At 57.8% G+C, this 18,064-nt stretch carries 17 protein-coding genes and 1 tRNA gene; 14 read left to right on the top strand and 4 right to left on the bottom strand.

Annotated features, from left to right (window positions below; genetic code table 11):
- Window positions 1–7: 7 nt before the first annotated feature.
- A complete protein-coding gene (locus ACNKU7_RS10070) occupies window positions 8–694 on the bottom strand; it encodes a hydrolase (RefSeq protein ID WP_418296839.1) in 687 nt (228 codons plus the stop codon).
- A 301-nt stretch (window positions 695–995) separates the two neighbouring features.
- Here ACNKU7_RS10070 and ACNKU7_RS10065 point away from each other — a divergent pair, with 301 nt between their 5' ends.
- Entirely contained in the window at window positions 996–2,099 is a 1,104-nt protein-coding gene (locus ACNKU7_RS10065) for a low temperature requirement protein A (RefSeq protein WP_418296838.1), read from the top strand.
- A gap of 279 nt (window positions 2,100–2,378) precedes the next feature.
- Here ACNKU7_RS10065 and ACNKU7_RS10060 read toward each other — a convergent pair.
- Both ACNKU7_RS10060 and rne read right to left on the bottom strand, forming a co-directional pair.
- Window positions 2,379–2,466 (bottom strand) — tRNA-Ser (locus ACNKU7_RS10060).
- Between the two features lie 113 nt (window positions 2,467–2,579).
- Window positions 2,580–5,690: a ribonuclease E gene (rne, locus tag ACNKU7_RS10055; RefSeq protein ID WP_418296837.1), complete on the bottom strand. Its 3,111-nt coding sequence runs from the start codon at window positions 5,688–5,690 to the stop codon at window positions 2,580–2,582.
- A gap of 801 nt (window positions 5,691–6,491) precedes the next feature.
- Between rne and rluC the strand changes: the two genes are divergently transcribed.
- Both rluC and ACNKU7_RS10045 read left to right on the top strand, forming a co-directional pair.
- Window positions 6,492–7,475: a 23S rRNA pseudouridine(955/2504/2580) synthase RluC gene (gene rluC / locus ACNKU7_RS10050; RefSeq protein ID WP_418296836.1), complete on the top strand. Its 984-nt coding sequence runs from the start codon at window positions 6,492–6,494 to the stop codon at window positions 7,473–7,475.
- Between the two features lie 44 nt (window positions 7,476–7,519).
- Window positions 7,520–8,164, top strand: coding sequence for an HAD-IA family hydrolase (locus ACNKU7_RS10045; protein WP_418296835.1), 645 nt, complete (start codon window positions 7,520–7,522; stop codon window positions 8,162–8,164).
- Window positions 8,165–8,183: 19 nt separating this feature from the next.
- Here the strand turns inward: ACNKU7_RS10045 and ACNKU7_RS10040 are convergent, their stop codons facing one another.
- A complete protein-coding gene (locus ACNKU7_RS10040; RefSeq protein WP_418296834.1) occupies window positions 8,184–8,864 on the bottom strand; it encodes a Maf family protein in 681 nt (226 codons plus the stop codon).
- A gap of 106 nt (window positions 8,865–8,970) precedes the next feature.
- Here ACNKU7_RS10040 and ACNKU7_RS10035 point away from each other — a divergent pair, with 106 nt between their 5' ends.
- From ACNKU7_RS10035 to ACNKU7_RS09985, 11 genes are all read left to right on the top strand, one after another.
- Complete coding sequence (locus tag ACNKU7_RS10035) at window positions 8,971–9,438, top strand: YceD family protein (RefSeq protein WP_418296833.1); 468 nt, start codon at window positions 8,971–8,973, stop codon at window positions 9,436–9,438.
- Between the two features lie 78 nt (window positions 9,439–9,516).
- Entirely contained in the window at window positions 9,517–9,711 is a 195-nt protein-coding gene (gene rpmF, locus ACNKU7_RS10030; RefSeq protein WP_418296832.1) for a 50S ribosomal protein L32, read from the top strand.
- A 27-nt stretch (window positions 9,712–9,738) separates the two neighbouring features.
- Complete coding sequence (gene plsX / locus ACNKU7_RS10025; RefSeq protein WP_418296881.1) at window positions 9,739–10,749, top strand: phosphate acyltransferase PlsX; 1,011 nt, start codon at window positions 9,739–9,741, stop codon at window positions 10,747–10,749.
- A gap of 52 nt (window positions 10,750–10,801) precedes the next feature.
- The gene (fabD, locus tag ACNKU7_RS10020; protein WP_418296831.1) at window positions 10,802–11,746 is read left to right on the top strand and encodes an ACP S-malonyltransferase; all 945 of its coding nucleotides are present in this window, start codon (window positions 10,802–10,804) and stop codon (window positions 11,744–11,746) included.
- Window positions 11,747–11,809: 63 nt separating this feature from the next.
- Window positions 11,810–12,565: a 3-oxoacyl-ACP reductase FabG gene (gene fabG / locus ACNKU7_RS10015; RefSeq protein ID WP_418296830.1), complete on the top strand. Its 756-nt coding sequence runs from the start codon at window positions 11,810–11,812 to the stop codon at window positions 12,563–12,565.
- A gap of 225 nt (window positions 12,566–12,790) precedes the next feature.
- Entirely contained in the window at window positions 12,791–13,027 is a 237-nt protein-coding gene (gene acpP, locus ACNKU7_RS10010) for an acyl carrier protein (RefSeq protein WP_010130751.1), read from the top strand.
- Between the two features lie 168 nt (window positions 13,028–13,195).
- Window positions 13,196–14,437 carry a beta-ketoacyl-ACP synthase II gene (gene fabF / locus ACNKU7_RS10005; protein ID WP_418296829.1) on the top strand — a complete coding sequence of 414 codons (1,242 nt, stop codon included), beginning with the start codon at window positions 13,196–13,198 and terminating at the stop codon, window positions 14,435–14,437.
- A gap of 141 nt (window positions 14,438–14,578) precedes the next feature.
- Window positions 14,579–15,298 (top strand): aminotransferase class IV, encoded by a 720-nt coding sequence (locus ACNKU7_RS10000; RefSeq protein ID WP_418296828.1) that lies wholly within the window; start codon window positions 14,579–14,581, stop codon window positions 15,296–15,298.
- A gap of 63 nt (window positions 15,299–15,361) precedes the next feature.
- Window positions 15,362–16,390, top strand: a complete 1,029-nt coding sequence (gene mltG, locus ACNKU7_RS09995) for an endolytic transglycosylase MltG (RefSeq protein ID WP_418296827.1) — start codon at window positions 15,362–15,364, stop codon at window positions 16,388–16,390.
- A 9-nt stretch (window positions 16,391–16,399) separates the two neighbouring features.
- Window positions 16,400–17,029 carry a dTMP kinase gene (gene tmk / locus ACNKU7_RS09990; protein WP_418296826.1) on the top strand — a complete coding sequence of 210 codons (630 nt, stop codon included), beginning with the start codon at window positions 16,400–16,402 and terminating at the stop codon, window positions 17,027–17,029.
- Complete coding sequence (locus ACNKU7_RS09985) at window positions 17,026–18,057, top strand: DNA polymerase III subunit delta' (protein ID WP_418296825.1); 1,032 nt, start codon at window positions 17,026–17,028, stop codon at window positions 18,055–18,057. The genes tmk and ACNKU7_RS09985 overlap by 4 nt, the downstream gene beginning before the upstream one ends.
- The last annotated feature ends 7 nt before the right edge of the window (window positions 18,058–18,064 follow it).

Here is an 18,064-nt window from a genome sequence, read left to right as displayed (position 1 = left end):
CAGCGTGTCAGCTTTTCTTGGCGGCCACAGGGTCTTTCACGGGACCATGTTTCACGCGTTCGTCCGCCTTGTGCACCATGGTGTACGCGTAGTCGACGCCCATACCATAGGCGCCGGAGTGCTCCTTAACGATTTCCATCACCGCATCGTAGGTATCGCGGTGCGCCCAATCCCGCTGCCATTCAAGCATTACCTGTTGCCAGGTAACCGGGACTACACCGGCCTGAATCATGCGCTGCATCGCGTAATCATGGGCCTCCCTGGAGGTTCCGCCAGAGGCGTCCGCCACCATGTAGATCTCATATCCGCCTTCGCGCATGGCGTCGAAAGAGAATGTGTTGTTGCAGACCTCGGTCCAGAGACCGGACACCACCACTTTCTTTTGACCGTTTTTGGCCAGCGCATCCCGAACCTTCTGGTCATCCCACGAGTTCATCGAAGTGCGCTCGAGCAGTGGCAGCTCAGGGAACACTGCCAGCAGCTCCGGGTAGGTGTGGCCAGAGAAACTCTCGGTCTCGACGGTGGTAATGGTTGTCGGAATCTTGAATACCTTCGCAGCTTTGGCGAGGGCGACGACATTGTTTTTCAATACCTGCCGATCAATCGACTGCACGCCAAACGCCATCTGGGGCTGTTGGTCGATAAATATCAGCTGGCAGTTTCCCGGCATTAATAGTTCGGGCTTACTGGTCATCAGGGGATGCTCCTGCATTCGAGGCAAGGCTGGCGTGCCGTTGTTCGGGTAAAGGTTCGGGGCGGGTGCGAAGTAAAGCCGACAGAAGCTTAGCAGTGCTTTTGCGGCAGTCTTTGGTGGCTGCTACATAAAAGGTCTGATCCGCTGCCAACGTCCTTGATGGCGAAATTTCCCTTCGCCGTTAAGGGCATCAATTTGTCTGGTGGTGCCAGTCTATGCTCCAGATACGTGCAAGTGCCGGAGATTTATGATGAGGGTGTCCAGATACCTACGCCCTTTACTACCCCGCGACCGAAACGAGGTGCATCGCGCCGCAACGCAGCTGGAGCTCCTTTTTGACCTTGTCTTTGTGATTGCGATTGCTGCCGCCGCCCATGGCCTGGGGCATGCAATATCTGCCGGGCACTGGCAGGACGGGCTGATCAAGTTTCTGTTGGTGTTCTGGTGCGTCTGGTGGCCCTGGAACCTGTTTACGTGGTTTGCGTCCAGTTTTGACAATGATGACGTCGGCTACCGTGTCACGGTAATGGTACTGATGGTGGGAGCACTGTTTATCGCTGCCAGTACGCCCGGCTTCTTCGAAGGGCATGACCTGCGTTTCATGTTCAGCGGCTACCTCATCATGCGCTTTGCATTTGCTTCATTGTGGCTGCGCGTGGCGTGGGCAAAACCCTGTTATCGCAGAACGGCGCTGATTTATGCCGGCGGCCAGGTGTTGATGCAGGTTTACTGGGCGTGGTTGGTATTTTTGGTGCCGCAGAATGGGCAGTACTTCACCGAGCTCTTCATTGTGGGTATTGCGGTAGAAATGTTTATCCCGTTTCTGGGGGAGAAGGCCGGCAGTACCCAGTGGCACAGGCATCACATTGTCGAGCGGTTCGGCCTCCTGAATATCATCGTGCTCGGAGAAGTTTTGTTGGGCAGCAGCGAGGCACTTGTGCATGCCATTCATTCGGGCTTTTGGGGGCAGTATTTACTGGTGTTCACCTGTGGCGCAGTGCTGGCGTTCTGTATGTGGTGGCTTTACTTCTCTGTGGATGGGCACCTCGCATCGGAAAAGCTGCAGCGTGTGTTCGTGTGGGCTTACGGGCATTTTTTGATCTTTGCCGGCGGCGCGGCCGTTGGCGCCGGACTGGTGGTGGCCGTTGAGCAAATTCGGGCTGGGAACGGGGATTCACGCCTGGCGACGATCACGGTCTCGATGGCGGTTTCAGTCTATGTTCTCGGGTTGTGGCTTGTGCGCGACCAGTTTGCGTCCAAAGACAGTCGCTGCTGGATCATGTTGCTCGCTGTGCCGTTCCTGCTCGCCAGTGGCTGGTTGCCGCACGGGATCCTGGTCCTGACGTTGGTCCTGGGCATCTGCCTGGTACTGCGCCTGCGGGCGCATCCGGAGCGAGTGGATTGAGAGGGGACGGCGGGGCGGGGATTAGCTTCGCTTCGCTCGGTCGCTCTGGGCTTTGCCCGCCGAGTGAACGGGGTTTTCATCCAGATCTTTCACAGCGCTATATAAAAATCCGGCTACAGATTGGCTTTGTTTTCGAAGGATGAGAGTGGGGCAGGGATTAGCTTCGCTGCGCTCGCTGGTCTCCGCGGGCTTTGCCCGCTCCGGCTCGAACGGGGTTCTCATCCAAATCCACCCCAACACCATACAAAAAAGCCCGGCATAAAGCCGGGCTCTTTTATATGGCGGTGGGGCAGGGATTCGAACCCTGGGAGCTGTTACACTCAACGGTTTTCAAGACCGCCGCTTTCGACCACTCAGCCACCCCACCAACTTGACCGGCATTATACCGGCAGTTTTTTCCCTTACAAGGGGATTTGAAATTTTTTTAACAACTTCAATGAGTTAGCTGCATTTTTGAGCAGCTAACCCATTGAATTCCGATCAGCTGGCAGCAGCTGAGTCGGTGTCGTTTTCTGCAGTTGCCGGCTGGCGCTCGCGGTTTACCCGCGGGTCGTTTGCCGGGCGCTGCAGTGCGCGCGGTTTGTGCTCGATGGCTGCCGGTTGGGCAGTGTCCAGCGGGCGAAGTTCACCGAGTTCAGGGCGCTGGGTGATCACCTCGAGGTTTTCCAGCGGACGCGGGTTGATCCGTGGATCGTTGCTCGCGCGGGTCGGCTTGCCAGCAGTTTTGTCAGAAGAGGTGGGCTCAGTTGCAGCCGCAACCGGCTCAGCCTTTTCTTCGACAACTTCTGCTTCGGCAGCCGGTGTCGCTTCAACTGGCGCTGCTACGGATTCCTCAGCCTGCGCTTCTGCCTTCACCGGTTCCTCGGGCTCTTCGCTGTTCTGCGAGGGGACTTCTGCAGCTGCGCTGGCAGGCGCAACTTCAGTTTCGGTTTCGGTTTCGGTTTCGGTGCTTGCCGTGGCGTCCACCGCTTCGGCTTTTGCAGTTTCCTCGGTTGCCTTGGGCTGCTCTTCGCGACGAACTTGCGGCTCGGGCTTGGCTTCAGCGGTAACTTCCACTGCTGCCTCGGCGGTGTCGGTAACCTTCACTTCCGGCACTTCGATAGCGGGGCTGGATTCCTCGCGTACGGTTGCTTCGGTCTGGGCGACAGGCTCAGCTTCTGCTTTCGGCTTGCTCTCTGCGGTAGTTTCAGCCGCCGCTTTAGGCTGCGGCTTTGCTCTGGCCGGTTTTTCAGCCTTCACGTTTTGAGCTTCAGCGTTGGCTTGCTCGCCTTGTTCCGCGCGCGGGGCATTACCCTGCTGCTTCTTCGGCGCGCCGTCAGAGCCACCTCTTGTGCGACGACCTTTGTTTTCGCGCTCGGCTTCGTCGATAGCTTCGCTCACTTCGCGGTTCAGGGTCTGATCTTCTTCTGTCGCTGCGGCATTGGCGTCGCCACGACGGCCGCGGCGGCGGGGCTGCGGTCGGCCACGGACGTTGCTGGGGCGGCGGGCAGGGCGCTGCTCATCGCTGCCAGTGTCTTCCTGGTCCTCGGCAACAGCAACGTTCTGGGCTTCCAGATCCTGATTGCTGGTCGGCGCTTGCTGCTCGCGACGTTCACCGCCGCGACGGCGGCGACTGCGGCGCTGGCTTTCGCGCTGGTTGTCTCGCTGCGAATCGCGCTGGCCGTCGTTACGGCGATCCGCGGATACTTCCTGAGTTTCTTCCTGGCGCTTCTCGCGCTTGTTGTCGCGCTTCTCTTCGCCCCCGCGCTCCTGACGCTGATCGTCGCGACGGTTGCGGTTGTTGCGGCCGCGGCCACGGCCGCCACGCTGATTGCGATTGCGCTGCTGATAGTTCTTGCCGCGTCCCTTGGACTTCTTGTGCGACTTGTCAGATTTGTCGTCATCACTGGTAAACAGAGATGTAATTGCGCTGATCAGGCGGCTAAACAAACCGGGCTCGCTTTTCTCCGCCACCTTCTTCGGCTTGGCCACAGGAGTGGGTGCCGGAGCGGTGTGGGTGATCTGCTGAACGGCAGGCTGTGCCGGCGCGCGCAGCGGCTCATCTTCTTTATCCGCGGCGGAAGACTCTTCAATGATGGTCCCGGAAATCTTGTACGAGGTTTCCAGTGTGGTGGAGTCATCATCACGCAGACGCTGCACTTCGAAATGCGGGGTTTCCAGATCGGCATTCGGAACAATGACCACGCGGGTATTGTTGCGCGCCTCGATGTTGGAAATGGCCTTGCGCTTTTCGTTCAGCAGGTAAGTGGCAACATTGACCGGCGTAATTGCGCGAATCTCTGCACTGCGCTCTTTCTTCGCTTCTTCCTCGACCAGTCGCAGGATGGACAGGGCCAGGGACTTGGTGCCGCGAATGGTGCCCTGGCCGCTACAGCGGGGGCACACACGGAAAGTGGTTTCGCCAAGGGAGGGGCGCAGGCGCTGGCGTGACATTTCCAGCAGGCCGAAGCGGGAGATACGACCGACCTGAACGCGCGCGCGATCCATGCCGAGAGCCTTCTCCATGCGCTTTTCAACTTCGCGCTGGTTGGACTTGCTCTGCATGTCGATGAAATCGATAACCACCAGGCCGCCCATGTCGCGCAGGCGCAGCTGGCGTGCGATCTCGTCCGCCGCTTCCAGGTTGATGGTGCGCGCGGTTTCCTCGATGTCGCCACCTTTGGTTGCGCGCGAGGAGTTGATGTCGATGGACACCAGGGCTTCGGTAACGTCGATGACGATGGAGCCGCCTGAAGGCAGTTTCACTTCGCGCTCGAAGGCGGTCTCGATCTGGCTTTCAATCTGGTAGCGATTGAACAGGGGGATCGAGTCTTCGTAGTACTTCACCTTGTTGGCGTAGTTTGGCATTACCTGGCGGGCAAATTCCGCGGCCAGCTGGTATGCACCGGGATCGTCGACAATCACTTCACCGATATCGTCACGCATGTAATCGCGGATGGCGCGGATGATGACGTTGCTTTCCTGGAACAGGAAATGCGGTGCTTTGGAATCGTCAGCTTCTTTCTTGATGGCGGTCCACAGTTGCAGCAGGTAGTTCAGGTCCCACTGCAGCTCTTCACCACTGCGGCCAACGCCTGCGGTGCGCACGATGATGCCCATGCCGGAGGGAACCTCGACACTGGACAGGGCGTCACGCAGTTCGCTGCGCTCATCGCCCTCGATGCGGCGGGAGATACCGCCGGCGCGCGGGTTGTTTGGCATCAGCACCAGGTAGCGGCCGGCCAGGCTGATAAAGGTAGTGAGTGCGGCGCCCTTGTTGCCGCGCTCTTCTTTGTCCACCTGGACGATTACTTCCATGCCTTCCTTGACCACATCCTTGATCTTGACGCGGCCTTCGAGTTCTTTCGGCTGCTTGAGGAAGTACTCGCGGGAAATTTCTTTAAGGGGCAGGAAGCCGTGACGCTCAGCGCCGTAGTCGACAAAGGCGGCTTCAAGTGAAGGTTCTACGCGGGTGATTTTGCCTTTGTAGATATTGGCTTTTTTCTGTTCGCGGGTGCGATTTTCGATATCGAGGTCGTACAGCCACTGGCCGTCGACCAGTGCAACACGCAGCTCTTCCGGCTGTGTTGCATTGATGAGCATTCTCTTCATGCGTATGTCTATTCCTTGCGTTGCGCAAAGGTGAGACACGATGAAGCTCGCAGGCTTGTTGTTGTCGCAACCGAGACACATGGGGTCGTCGGTGACGCAGAGCGTAATCCGGGCGTATCCGCCCTTACAGGGGCGGTGTCACCGGCGGGTCACTCTGCCGTAACTCAAAATGCCGATATATCAGTGCGGCATCTGTTCCTGTCAATTCGGCGTGGCCTGAATAAATTGGCCGGGGCGCGAACCTGACTACCGCCAACATGCTGGGGCGGTATGGATTACATCCTCTTGACACTCTGGGGCCGGCTCGTGGCTGGGCCTGTCTTCTGTCTAGTAATTTTACCGGGCTTGCCTTGGCAAATGCTCCCCGGGGGCCAGTGCGGTCGCTGGCAACTCATTCGCAGAGTGGGATGTAACTATTCGAGTCTATTTCAAGCGCTGCGGGCCTCGCCCGTCTTACCTTCGCAAAAATCCCGCGTTGGCGGGGTTGGGTCGGCGAGAGACTTTCTGGTCGGGCGCCTCCGCTGAAAGCGGGGCGTTGCCTCTGGATTGATCTCGCCGACAAAGTTTTGTTGATGACGCGGCCATTCCGCGCACCTGCCGATCAGCGGTATTTTCTCGAGAACGGCACCTGAGGTTTTTGTATAGCAGAAAAACCGTGCACCGCCGAAAACCAGTCCCAATACAGGCCTGCCGAATATATCACGGCTTTCTTTGCAGCTTCAATGGAATGGTTCCATTTGTCCTGTACATGGCGCTATCATGCGCTCCATGCGAAGTACCCCCCCTGAAAAGAAGCCATCCATGCCCCGCAATTCCTCTGACCCGGCAGACGCCCCTACCAGTGCGCCCGAGGGCGTTGGTGTTCAGTTTCTCACCGTTCCCGATGAGCTGGCCGGCCAGCGAATCGACAATTTCCTGCAGGCGCGCCTCAAGGGCGTGCCGCGCTCCCGTATATACCGAATCCTGAGAAAGGGTGAGGTTCGGGTGAATAAGGGGCGTGTAAAAGCGGAATATCGCCTGAAAGGCGGTGACGTCGTGCGTGTTCCGCCAATCCGTGTGTCTGAAGCGCCGGAGAAGCCTGTTGCCGGTGAGCAGCTGAGGCGTGTGCTCGAGTCTGCAATACTGTTTGATGAGGGTGGCCTGCTGGTGGTCAACAAGCCCGCAGGTTTGGCAGTCCACGGTGGCAGCGGGGTTCGGCTGGGTTTGATCGAGGCGTTGCGCCAAATGTATCCCCAGAGTCCTTTCATGGAGCTGGTTCACCGACTCGACCGTGATACCAGTGGCGCGATTCTCGTTGCGCGCAAGCGGTCAGTGCTGCTCCATGTGCAGGCGGAATTGCGCGCCGGTCGTATGGGGAAGTCCTACCTGGCGCTTGCGAGTGGCAAGTGGCCGCGGAGTCAGAAGCTGGTTGAGGCACCGCTGCGAAAGAACACTCTAAAGAGTGGGGAGCGCATTGTGGTTGTCGATGGGGAGGGGAAGCCCTCTCGAACACGCTTTCAGGTGCTCGAGCGTTTTCCTGCGGGCACCCTGGTGGCGGCCGAGCCAATCACAGGTCGAACGCACCAGATCAGGGTTCACGCCCAGTTTGTGGGGTGTCCGCTCGCGGGCGACCCCAAATACACGCCTGACGAGGTGAATAGTGCCTTTCGGGAGTTGGGGCTCAAGCGCCTTTTTCTGCACTCTGCAGAGGTGCGGTGCACATTGCCTGACGGTCGTGCGGTCTCTGTTGCTGCGCCATTGCCGGAGGAGCTTGAGGTGGTGTTGCAGGGGCTGCGGGGCGCATAGCCATGCTGATCCGGTAGGCCGGTCGTAGCTGAAGAGGTGGTCGAATGCTGATAATTCTCGACTGGGATGGCACTGTGTGTAATTCCGAGGCGCGTATCGTCGCCTGCATGCAGCGGGCTTCTGAGCGCGCTGGTTTGCCGGTGCTTCACCCCGAGGCCATTGGTGAAATCATCGGGTTGGGACTGCCCGAGGCGATTGCCAGCCTGTTTCCGGAGGCGCACAGCGAACAGCGGCGTGACCTCCGTGAGTATTATGCCGAAGAGTGGCTCGCTGCCCGCGCAGAACCGCTGATGTTATTTGACGGTGTATTGCCAACCCTGGATGCGCTGCTAGGGCAGGGGCACCAGCTGGCGGTGGCAACCGGAAAAAGTCGCCGCGGGCTGGCAAGGGAGTTCGAGGAGCACGGCATCGGCAGTCTGTTTGTGGCGAGCCGCTGTGCAGATGAGACGGCGTCCAAGCCCAATCCGTTGATGCTGCATGAGCTTTTGCAGGAGACCGGGTGCCCGGTGGCGGAGGCCGTCATGGTCGGGGATACGGAATATGACCTGAAAATGGCGGCAGCGGCCAATATGGCCGGCATTGGTGTCAGTTACGGCGTGCACAGCCGGGATCGATTGCACGCCTGTGGCCCTCTGCGGGTGATTGACCATTTTTCGGAGCTGCTCGACGGCCCGCCAGTGGTGGCTTAGGCCGTGGGGGTTCTGCCGGTCAATTGTTGGGCGGGTCGAGTGGCGACACGCCGAATTCGGCAAGTATCGAAACCAACCGAATTAATGGTAGGCCGACAAGGCTATTGGGGTCTGACCCTTCCATTTTTTCGAATAGAGCGATGCCGAGCCCTTCCGCTTTAAACGATCCCGCGCAGTCCAGGGGTTTTTCTTTGGCGACGTAGAAAGAAATCTGTGCGGAGGTGAGGGGTCGAAATAGCACAGAGTAAGTTTCACATTGTGTTATTTGCTGGCCGTTTTCGCTGTTCAGTACGCTCAGGCCTGTGTGAAAGTTGACCCTTTTGCCGGAGCAAAAGCTCAGTTGTTCTTCGGCAGTGGCAGTGCTGCCCGGCTTGCCCAGTAGACGCCCGGCGCACTCGGCGACCTGGTCCGAGCCGATGATAAGTGCGGCCGGGCAGGATTCCTTGAGTGCGGCCGCTTTTTCCCGGGCAAGGCGGCAGGCCAGTGTTATCGCGTCTTCGCCTGGCAATGCTTCTTCATTTATATGGGGGGCTTGGCACCTGAAAGGCAGGCCGAGGCGTTCGAGCAGGGTTTTTCGATAGTTGGAGCTTGAGGCTAGGATCAGGGTGCGCATTTTGTAGGCGGCCTGTGGTTGCATGGATGGCTGGTCAGTTAATGTGGTTTCAGCGCTGATGTTGCGCTGGTGGATTTGTTTTGACAAGGCTATGGTGAGTCCATAGAATTGCGCGCTTATGTCGACACCCCCTATGAAATCTGCGCTCCCGCGCCGTATAGATGCTCGCAAGCTGGTTCAGCGAGAGCAGCAATTGAAGGGCATTGTGCCGCAGGATTCCTTGCCGCGGTTGATGTCATCAGTCGAATCGGTGGTCGGTGAAGTTTTCGCCGAGCTGGAGTTTGGAAGGGATTTGCAGCGCAACCAAATGGCCGAAGGCCGGTTGCAGCTGGAAGTTCAGCTGCTCTGTCAGCGCTGCTTGCAGCCGGTGACGGAGGAGATTCAGGCAGACTTCAATTGGGGCTTTGTGTGGTCCGAAGAGCAGGGCAAATCGTTGCCTAAATCATTGGATCCGGTGATACAGGATGGCGATGAGCTGGACCTGTATCAGGTGTTGGAGGATGAGATTTTGCTCAACCTGCCGATGGTGGCTTTTCACGAAGAGGAATGCGTCCCGAGGGGCGAATTCCGGAGCGGGGAAGGGTCGTCGGAAGCGGTGGAGCAGCAGGAAAACCCCTTTAAAGTACTGGAACAGTTGAAGGGTTCGTCAAACAAGTCTTGAAGTTGTTTGAAGGGTTTGGGCTCGCCGGTAGGCGCCCCGGTTCCGGTGTTAACTGTTAGTTATGTTTAGGAGCACCAAATGGCTGTTCAGCAGAACAAGAAAACCCGTTCACGTCGCGGCATGCGTCGTTCCCACGACGCCCTGAGTGGCCCGACTCTGTCTGTAGATCCGACTACCGGTGAGAAGCATCACCGTCACCACGTGACCAAAGATGGTTTCTATCGCGGTCGCAAAGTGGTTAATGTCGGCGGCGCCTCTTCCGAAGAAGAGTAAGCCTTGTCCAGCCAATTACGATTGGCCGTGGATGCGATGGGCGGGGACTTAGGTCCCCGCTCTGTCGTTCCGGCCTGTATAAGATTCCTTACCCGATACCCCCAGGCTGAGCTTCGCCTGTTTGGCCCGCGCTCTCAGCTTCAATCTCTCCTTGTTAACCAGCCACCGGCTTTCCGTGAGCGCATGGAAATTGTCGATTGTGAGCAGGTGATCTCCCAAAGCTGCAATCCGGTTCACGCGCTTCGTCACAAGCGTGAGTCCTCCATGGCGCGTGCCTTGCAGGCCGTGGCGGATGGCAGTTGTGCGGCAATGGTGACTTCGGGGAATACCGGAGCGCTATTGGCCCTCGGGCGGAGTATTGTAGGGACCGTTGAGGGTGTGCGCAGGCCCGCGTTGGGCAAGTCGTTGCCGACTGCGGACGGCTCCTGTTTCCTGCTGGATCTCGGTGCAAATATCGATTGCAGTGCGGAAGATTTGGTCCAGTTTGCGCGGATGGGCGTGGAGGCCCAGAAGGTGTTCTCAGGCAAGGAGCATTTGACTGTTGCGCTGCTGAACATTGGTGCGGAGGAGCACAAGGGCACGGAAGAGATTCGTCGTGCAGGCAAGCTCCTGAGTGCTGATCCTTCACTCGACTATGTGGGCTTTGTTGAGGGGCACGATATCTTTGCCGGTGTTGCTGATGTGGTCGTTTGCAACGGCCTGATGGGTAATGTGGCAATGAAGTCGGCGGAAGGCATCATAAGACTTATTGGTCAAAAGACTTTCACAATCGACAAAAAGGCGCCGATAAAGCGTTTTTTTGGCCAATTAGCCATAAAACTGTTGCGAAAATGGCGCGCACAGCTAGAGCCCGGTCGCTATAATGGCGCCAGCTTTTTGGGGCTCGAAGGCAATGTGATTAAGAGCCACGGTGGTGCCAGTAGCGAGGCATTTTATCGTGCACTTTTGACCGCGCGGGATTGCGCGGTAGCCGATCTGGCCCAGCGCCTCGGCAAATCCATGGCTCTCCAGGCGCAGCGACAGACCGGCTGCGATTGAGTCGCCCAGGGAAGACGGCCCCAGTTCAGTTCAATTGGTTAAAGGATGTTCCATGACCAACTCAGCATTGGCGTTCGTTTTTCCCGGTCAGGGCTCACAGCAAATAGGTATGCTGGCTGAAGCTGCGGCCGAATTCCCGCAGATTTCCGAAACTTTCAATCAGGCTTCCGCTGTTCTTGGCTACGATCTCTGGGATCTGTGCCAGAACGGTAAGCAGGAAGATATCAATCTCACCGAGCGAACCCAGCCGCTGCTGCTTACGGGGAGCGTTGCGCTTTATCGTGCCTGGCTGGCCAATGGTGGCGCAAAGCCGGCACTGATGGGTGGTCACAGCCTTGGCGAGTGGTCGGCCCTGGTGTGCGCCGGAGTGCTTGCGTTTGAGGATGCTGTACGCCTGGTGCGCGAGCGCGGCCGACTGATGCAGGAGGCTGTGCCTGCAGGGCAGGGCGCCATGGCTGCTGTTATCGGTCTTGATGATTCCGCTGTAGAAGTCGCCTGCAGCGAGGCGTCGCAGGGCGATGTCGTTGCCGCTGTCAACTACAACTCTCCTGGGCAGGTCGTGATTGCCGGTAGTAGCGCCGCGGTTGAGCGTGCAATAGATGCCTGCAAGGCTGCCGGCGCCAAGCGCGCGCTTCCACTGCCGGTCAGTGCGCCTTTCCATACCGAGCTGATGCGCCCTGCTGCGGAAAAACTAGCTCCGCAGATTGAGGCGACCGAATTTTCTGCGCCAGAAATCCCCGTTATTCATAATGTGCACGCTAAGCCAGAGGCTGACCCGGCTGCGATCAAGGCGTTGATGATCGAGCAGATCTATAGCCCGGTGCGTTGGACTTCGTGTGTGCAGGAAATGTCCAAGAATGGAGCTGGCATTCTCGTCGAATGCGGGCCTGGTAAAGTCCTGTCCGGGCTGGCCAAGCGAATTGATCGCGGTTTGGCGGCCCACAATATTGAAACGCCCGCGCAACTGGCTGAGGCTGTTTCGGCTACCGCTCAATAATTTTAACTACATTTACCGGCGGCCACGGGTGTTCGCGCCCAGTGACGCCAATCGGGAGCATTTATGTCACTGAATACTTCACTTGAAGGTAAGGTTGCACTGGTTACCGGCGCGAGCCGTGGTATTGGTGCTGCAATTGCCGACCTTCTGGGCGCCCAGGGTGCAACAGTTATCGGTACTGCTACCAGCGCCTCTGGTGCTGAGAAAATTTCCGCGCGCTTCGCCGAAAAGGGCGTAAAAGGTGCGGGTAAGGAGCTGGACGTCACCAGCCCTGAAAGTATTGCAGCACTGCTGGAGGCCGTTAAGGCTGAGTTTGGTGCGCCGACCATTCTCGTGAATAACGCGGGTATCACGCAGGACAACCTGCTGATGCGCATGAAGGACGACGAGTGGGACTCCGTAATCAATACCAACCTGACTGCGGTATATCGCGTGACCAAAGGCTGTCTGCGTGACATGACCAAGGCGCGTTGGGGTCGCATTATTAACATCAGTTCTGTCGTTGGCAGTATGGGTAATGCAGGACAGAGCAACTACGCTGCCACCAAGGCTGGCGTGGGCGGCTTTGCGAGAGCGCTCGCGGCAGAAGTTGGTTCCCGCGGCATTACCGTGAACACGGTTGCGCCGGGCTTTATTGATACGGATATGACCAAGGTTCTTCCGGAAGCGCAGCGTGAAGCGTTGCTCGGCAAGATTCCGCTGGGTCGCCTGGGTGCGCCGGAAGAGATCGCCAGTGTTGTTGCATTTTTGGCCAGTGATGCCGGCGGTTATGTGACCGGGGAGACCATTCAGGTGAATGGGGGCATGTATATGGGCTGATTTTCGTTTGCGAAAATTGACCCAAGTACATGATTTTTAAATATTTTTTTCATATTCTGCGTATGGTTGAGACCGGTGCATTACATCCTGAAAAAATCAGGGTACAATGCCGCCTCGCATTAACCATAAGCTGTGTTAAGCGGTTGTTGGTCTACGGTAAAAAAACGAAGTTTTTGTGATCAATAACCAAAACAGATTTTTATCCACTAGGAGTTAAATTGAATCATGAGCAGCATTGAAGAGCGCGTAAAAAAGATCGTTGCTGAACAACTGGGTGTTAAGGAAGAAGATGTAAAGCCTGAAGCATCCTTTGTTGAAGATCTCGGCGCTGACTCCCTCGACACAGTTGAGCTGGTAATGGCTTTGGAAGAGGAATTCGAGACTGAAATTCCTGACGAAGAAGCAGAAAAAATTACAACTGTTCAGCTGGCTATCGACTACATCAACCAGAACCTCGGTTGATCCCCAGCTGGGTAGTTTAAGTAAGGGGTAAGCTTTTACCCTTTGCGCACGATTTGTGAGAGCCGTTCTATGTTGCATAGCGCGGCTCTCCGTGTTTTTGAGTTGAAGAAATGTGACCGGTGGCGCGATAATTGTCATCGCTAATTTAGGAATTCGGGGGAGGCACTAGTGTCGCGAAGAAGAGTAGTCATTACCGGTATGGGCGCAGTGAGCCCTCTGGGCAATACCCTTGCGGATACCTGGGGCGCTTTGCTTGAGGGCAAGAGCGGCGCAGTGAATATCGATACCTTTGATGTTTCAGCTTTTTCAACGCGTTTTGCCGCTACCGTAAAGAATTTTGATCCCGAGCCGCATTTGCCGCAGAAAGAAGCGCGCAAAATGGATATTTTCCTGCAGTTCGGGCTCAGTGCTGGTATTCAGGCCATGGAAGACAGTGGTCTGGAAATCACCGAAAGTAACGCCCCCCGAGTTGGCGCCTGCATTGGTTCCGGCATGGGTGGAATCGCGGCGATCGAGAACAACGCGATGCTGATTGCAGAGAAGGGCCCGCGCCGGGTTTCCCCTTTCTTTGTTCCGGGTGCGATTATCAATATGGTCGCCGGCAACCTTTCCATTAAATATGGGATGAAGGGGCCAAACCTTTCCACGACCACTGCCTGCACCACAGGCACGCACGCAATCGGTCTGGGTATGCGTACCATTCAGTACGGCGATGCCGATGTGATGGTGTGCGGTGGCGCCGAGATGGTGACCACGCCAGTGGGGCTCGGTGGTTTCTGTGCAGCCCGGGCGCTTTCAACCCGCAATGACGACCCGCAAGCAGCCAGTCGCCCGTGGGATCGGGATCGCGACGGGTTTGTTCTGGGTGAAGGCGCGGGCGTGCTGGTACTGGAAGAGTATGAGCACGCAAAGGCTCGCGGTGCAAAAATTTATGCGGAGCTCTGCGGCTTTGGCATGAGTGGTGACGCCCACCATATGACGTCTCCGCCCGAAGATGGCGCCGGTGCGGCGCTGTCCATGCGCAACGCCCTGAACGATGCGCAACTGGCGCCTGCAGCAATCCAGTACATCAACGCGCACGGTACCTCGACGCCGCTCGGCGACAAGGCTGAAATCTCTGCGGTGCGCTCGGTATTCGACGGTACGCTGGATCAGCTGGCCGTGAGCTCTACCAAGTCCATGACTGGCCACCTCCTCGGTGCAGCTGGTGCTATCGAGGCCATTTTCTCGGTCATGTCATTGAAGGATCAGGTCGCTCCCCCGACCATCAATCTGGACAATGTTGACGAGCACTGCGGCGGGGTCAATCTGGTGCCTCATACTGCGCAAGAGCGGTCTATCGACGCCGTACTCTCAAACTCCTTTGGTTTCGGCGGTACTAACGGCTCGTTGATCTTCCGTCGGATCTGATAATGCCTATGGCACTGCCCGGGTAGATTAAGTTGCGCCCGTGGCAGTGCCGTAGCACCTCCCAATATGTCGCAAGCTAAAGCACTGTACTGTTCTGATCGAGGATGGGTCAAATCCCTGCCTGGTGATCACGTGTTTTCAGTGGGCATCCTGGAAACAATGCGTGCTGAGGCGGCGGGCATCCCCCTGTGGCCTGAGCATCGTGCGCGTCTGGTTCGCTGCGGCAACCTCAGCCCGGAATCACTGGCGGCAATTGAGTCGGCTGTTCGCGACCTGCTGGAACAGGGTAACGACTGGTGCGTGCCCTTACGTTTGCGCCTGCGATATGGAATCGTGGACGGCTGCGTTCGCTGGGATCTATCTGCTGAACCGTTAATCCCCCTCGCGGCCTGGTCGGGAGGGGTCGAACTCATTCCCTGCTCAACCATGTTTCCCCTGGCAAGCAAACGCTCAGCAGGCTGTAAAACCATTGAAAGAGAAGTGTATAACCGAGCGGCGCTTGAGCTCGGTGCTGAACCCGGAGCGAAAGAGGGGTTGATGCTGGAGCAGGGCGGCAATGTGATCGAAACGCTGCGCTGCAACCTTCTGGTGTTTACCGGTGGGGAGTGGGTTACGCCTGATCTCTCTTACTACGGTGTTCACGGCGTGATGCGAAGCTGGCTGATGGGAAAGTTGCCAATCAAAGAAACTAGCCTGGATCTCGCTGCTCTAAAAAAAGCGGACGAAGTGGCACTTTGTAACAGCCTGCGGGGGGTGATTCCTGTAGTCTCATTGCGTGGTGACCGGCAATCGCAGTATGGTTCGGGCGTATTTCCTGCGACGGCGCGCTTGCAGCAGTTGGTGGCAAAAGAATTGTGGTGAATTGATTTGGCAAAAAGCAAAAAAAATAAAAAAACGGTGCGACGCGGCTCCTCATGGGGGCTCGTGTTACTGGTTCTGGTGCTCGCCGTGGCGCTCGGTGGTGGCTTGATTTGGAAGGCCCAGACAGCCCTGGTTGAACCTTTGGCGGTAGGGCCTGATGGTATGCGGATTGACGTGGAATCCGGCAGTAACCTATCCCGGGTGCTGAACCGCCTTGCTGCTGATGGCGTGTTGAAATCGCCCAGGATGATCCGTGTGTACGCTCGCCTCAAGGAGCAAACCAGCATTCATCCAGGGGAGTACATCATCCCCGCGGGCAGTAACGCAATGGATCTGGTTGGTCGTTTGCATCGCGGCGATGTGACTCGCTACCGGGTCACCATCGTTGAGGGGTGGACATTTCGGCAGGCGCTTGAACAAATTCGCGCAGCCCAGCGTATCAAGCCTACGGAAGCGGGGGTTACCGTAGCCTCCGCGGCGCAGGCTCTGGGTATCCACGGTAGCCCGGAGGGTATGATTTTCCCTGATACTTACGTGTATCGCTCCGGAACCACGGATATAGGCATCTTGCAACAGGCGCGTGAGCGCATGCAAAGCGTGCTGGATGAGGAGTGGCAGGGCCGCGCAGAAGGGCTTCCATACAGCGACCCCTATCACGCATTAATCATGGCCTCCATGGTGGAGAAGGAAACCGGCGCGCCCTGGGAGCGCGATGAAATCGCCGGTGTGTTTGTTCGCCGCCTCGAAAAAGGGATGCGTCTGCAGACGGATCCGACCGTGATCTATGGTCTTGGCGATGACTATGACGGCAATCTGCGTCGTGCGGACCTGCGTAAGGCGACACCGTATAACACCTATATGATCAGTGGCATGCCGCCAACGCCGATTGCGCTGCCGGGGCGCGAGGCAATTCATGCTGCGCTGCATCCCAAGGAGGGTACGTCCCTGTATTTCGTCGCCAAAGGCGATGGCACCCACCAGTTTTCCTCCACGCTCAATGAGCACAATCGTGCGGTGCGCGAATACCAGTTGCAGCGCAGCACGAATTACCGCTCTAGTCCGGCTCAGCCTGATCCCGCGGAACAAAAGTAAGAGACCAGAATGGAATTGCCCAGAGGTATGTTTATCACCCTCGAAGGGGGGGAAGGGGTCGGCAAGTCGACTAACCTGAAGTTCCTGATCGATTGGCTCACGGATCGTGGGATCGATTTCGTGCAAACCCGCGAGCCTGGCGGAACGCCACTGGCTGAACAGTTGCGTGAGCTGCTGCTGCAAAAGCGTGAGGAGTCGGTAGACCCGACGGCCGAGCTGATGATGGTGTTCGCTGCCCGGGCCCAGCATCTGAGCCAGGTTATTCTGCCGGCGTTGAACAGTGGCAAGTGGGTGATCTGTGACCGTTTTACCGACGCAACCTACGCATATCAGGGTGGCGGTCGCGGCCTTGATCGGAACCTGATCGCGCAATTGGAGCAGACGGTGCAGGGCGACCTGCGCCCGGACAAGGTGCTGCTGCTGGATCTCGATCCTGAGGTTGGCCTTGAACGCGCCGCGGCGACCGGTGAAGCCGACCGCTTCGAGAGTGAGCAGCTTGAGTTTTTTCACAAGGTTCGCAACGCCTATCGCGCCCGTGCCTCGGAAGCGCCTGCGCGATATGCAATTATCGATGCATCCCGGCCTCTTCAGCAGGTTCAGCAGCAGTTGCGAGAAGAGATGGAGGCGCTGCTTCCGTGAGTGAAGAAACCCTGCCAGTACACACTGCCGTAGCGATCCCTTCCCCAATGCCCTGGCAGGTTAGCCAGTGGCAGCGTCTGGGTGCCCAATGGAAGGCGGGGCGTTGCCCTCATGCCTTGTTGCTGAGTGGCCAGCCCGGGCTCGGGAAAAGGCGTTTCGCCGAGGCATTTGCCGCACTGTTGCTGTGCGACCAGCCTCGCGATGGGCTCGCCTGTGGAGAGTGTCGCGGTTGCCAGTTGCGGATTGCCGGTTCTCACCCTGACTTTATCCGTGTGGTGCCGGAGAAAGAGCAGGGGCCATTGAAAGTTGAGCAGATCCGCCAGCTGGGTGAGTTTGTCGGGCGCACCAGTGGCCGTGAGGGGGCAAGAGTGATCTGGCTTGCACCTGCGGAGTCGATGAATGTGAATGCGGCCAACGCCCTCCTGAAGAACCTTGAGGAACCTTCGAGTTCGGTGGTGTTTCTGCTGATCACCGACAGTCCTTCAGGCCTGCTGCCCACCATTCGGAGTCGCTGCCAGACAGTGGTCTTCCCTGTGCCGCCTCAGCAGGCTGCACTGCGCTGGTTGGGCGAGAGTGGAGTGGAAGGGGCGAGGGCGGTCAGCTTGCTGTCACTGGCCGGTGGCGCACCGTTGTTGGCTGTGGCGCTGATGGAACCCGAGGTTCAGGAGCTGCGGGAACAGTTTTTCGCGGATCTCACGTCGCTTGCGCAGGCGGGCGAAAGCGCCGTTGCGCTGGCGGGTCGCTGGGAAGCCCCCGGGGAAGCAGTGGATCTCAATTTGCTGCTGCAGTTTTGGCAAAACCTGGTCACCCAGATGCTGAAGGCGCGCAGCACTGACGAACTCAGGGATCGCCAGGTGGCCGCGCTCCTGCAGCAGCTGCCTGGCAGTGGGCCGGTGAGCCTGCGGCCGCTGTTCGGATTCTACGACCATTTGTTGAAGGCTCGTCAGTTACTGACGGGCAACAGCAACCCGAATCGGCGGCTGCTGATGGAGGAGTTGTTGATCCGTTGGGGCAAACTGTTCCGCTGAACGGCGG

Source organism: Microbulbifer weihaiensis (genome assembly GCF_048323715.1).
Lineage (GTDB): Bacteria > Pseudomonadota > Gammaproteobacteria > Pseudomonadales > Cellvibrionaceae > Microbulbifer.
The sequence above is the reverse complement of the archived record's forward strand: the minus strand, read 5'-3'. Positions and strand labels throughout refer to the sequence as shown.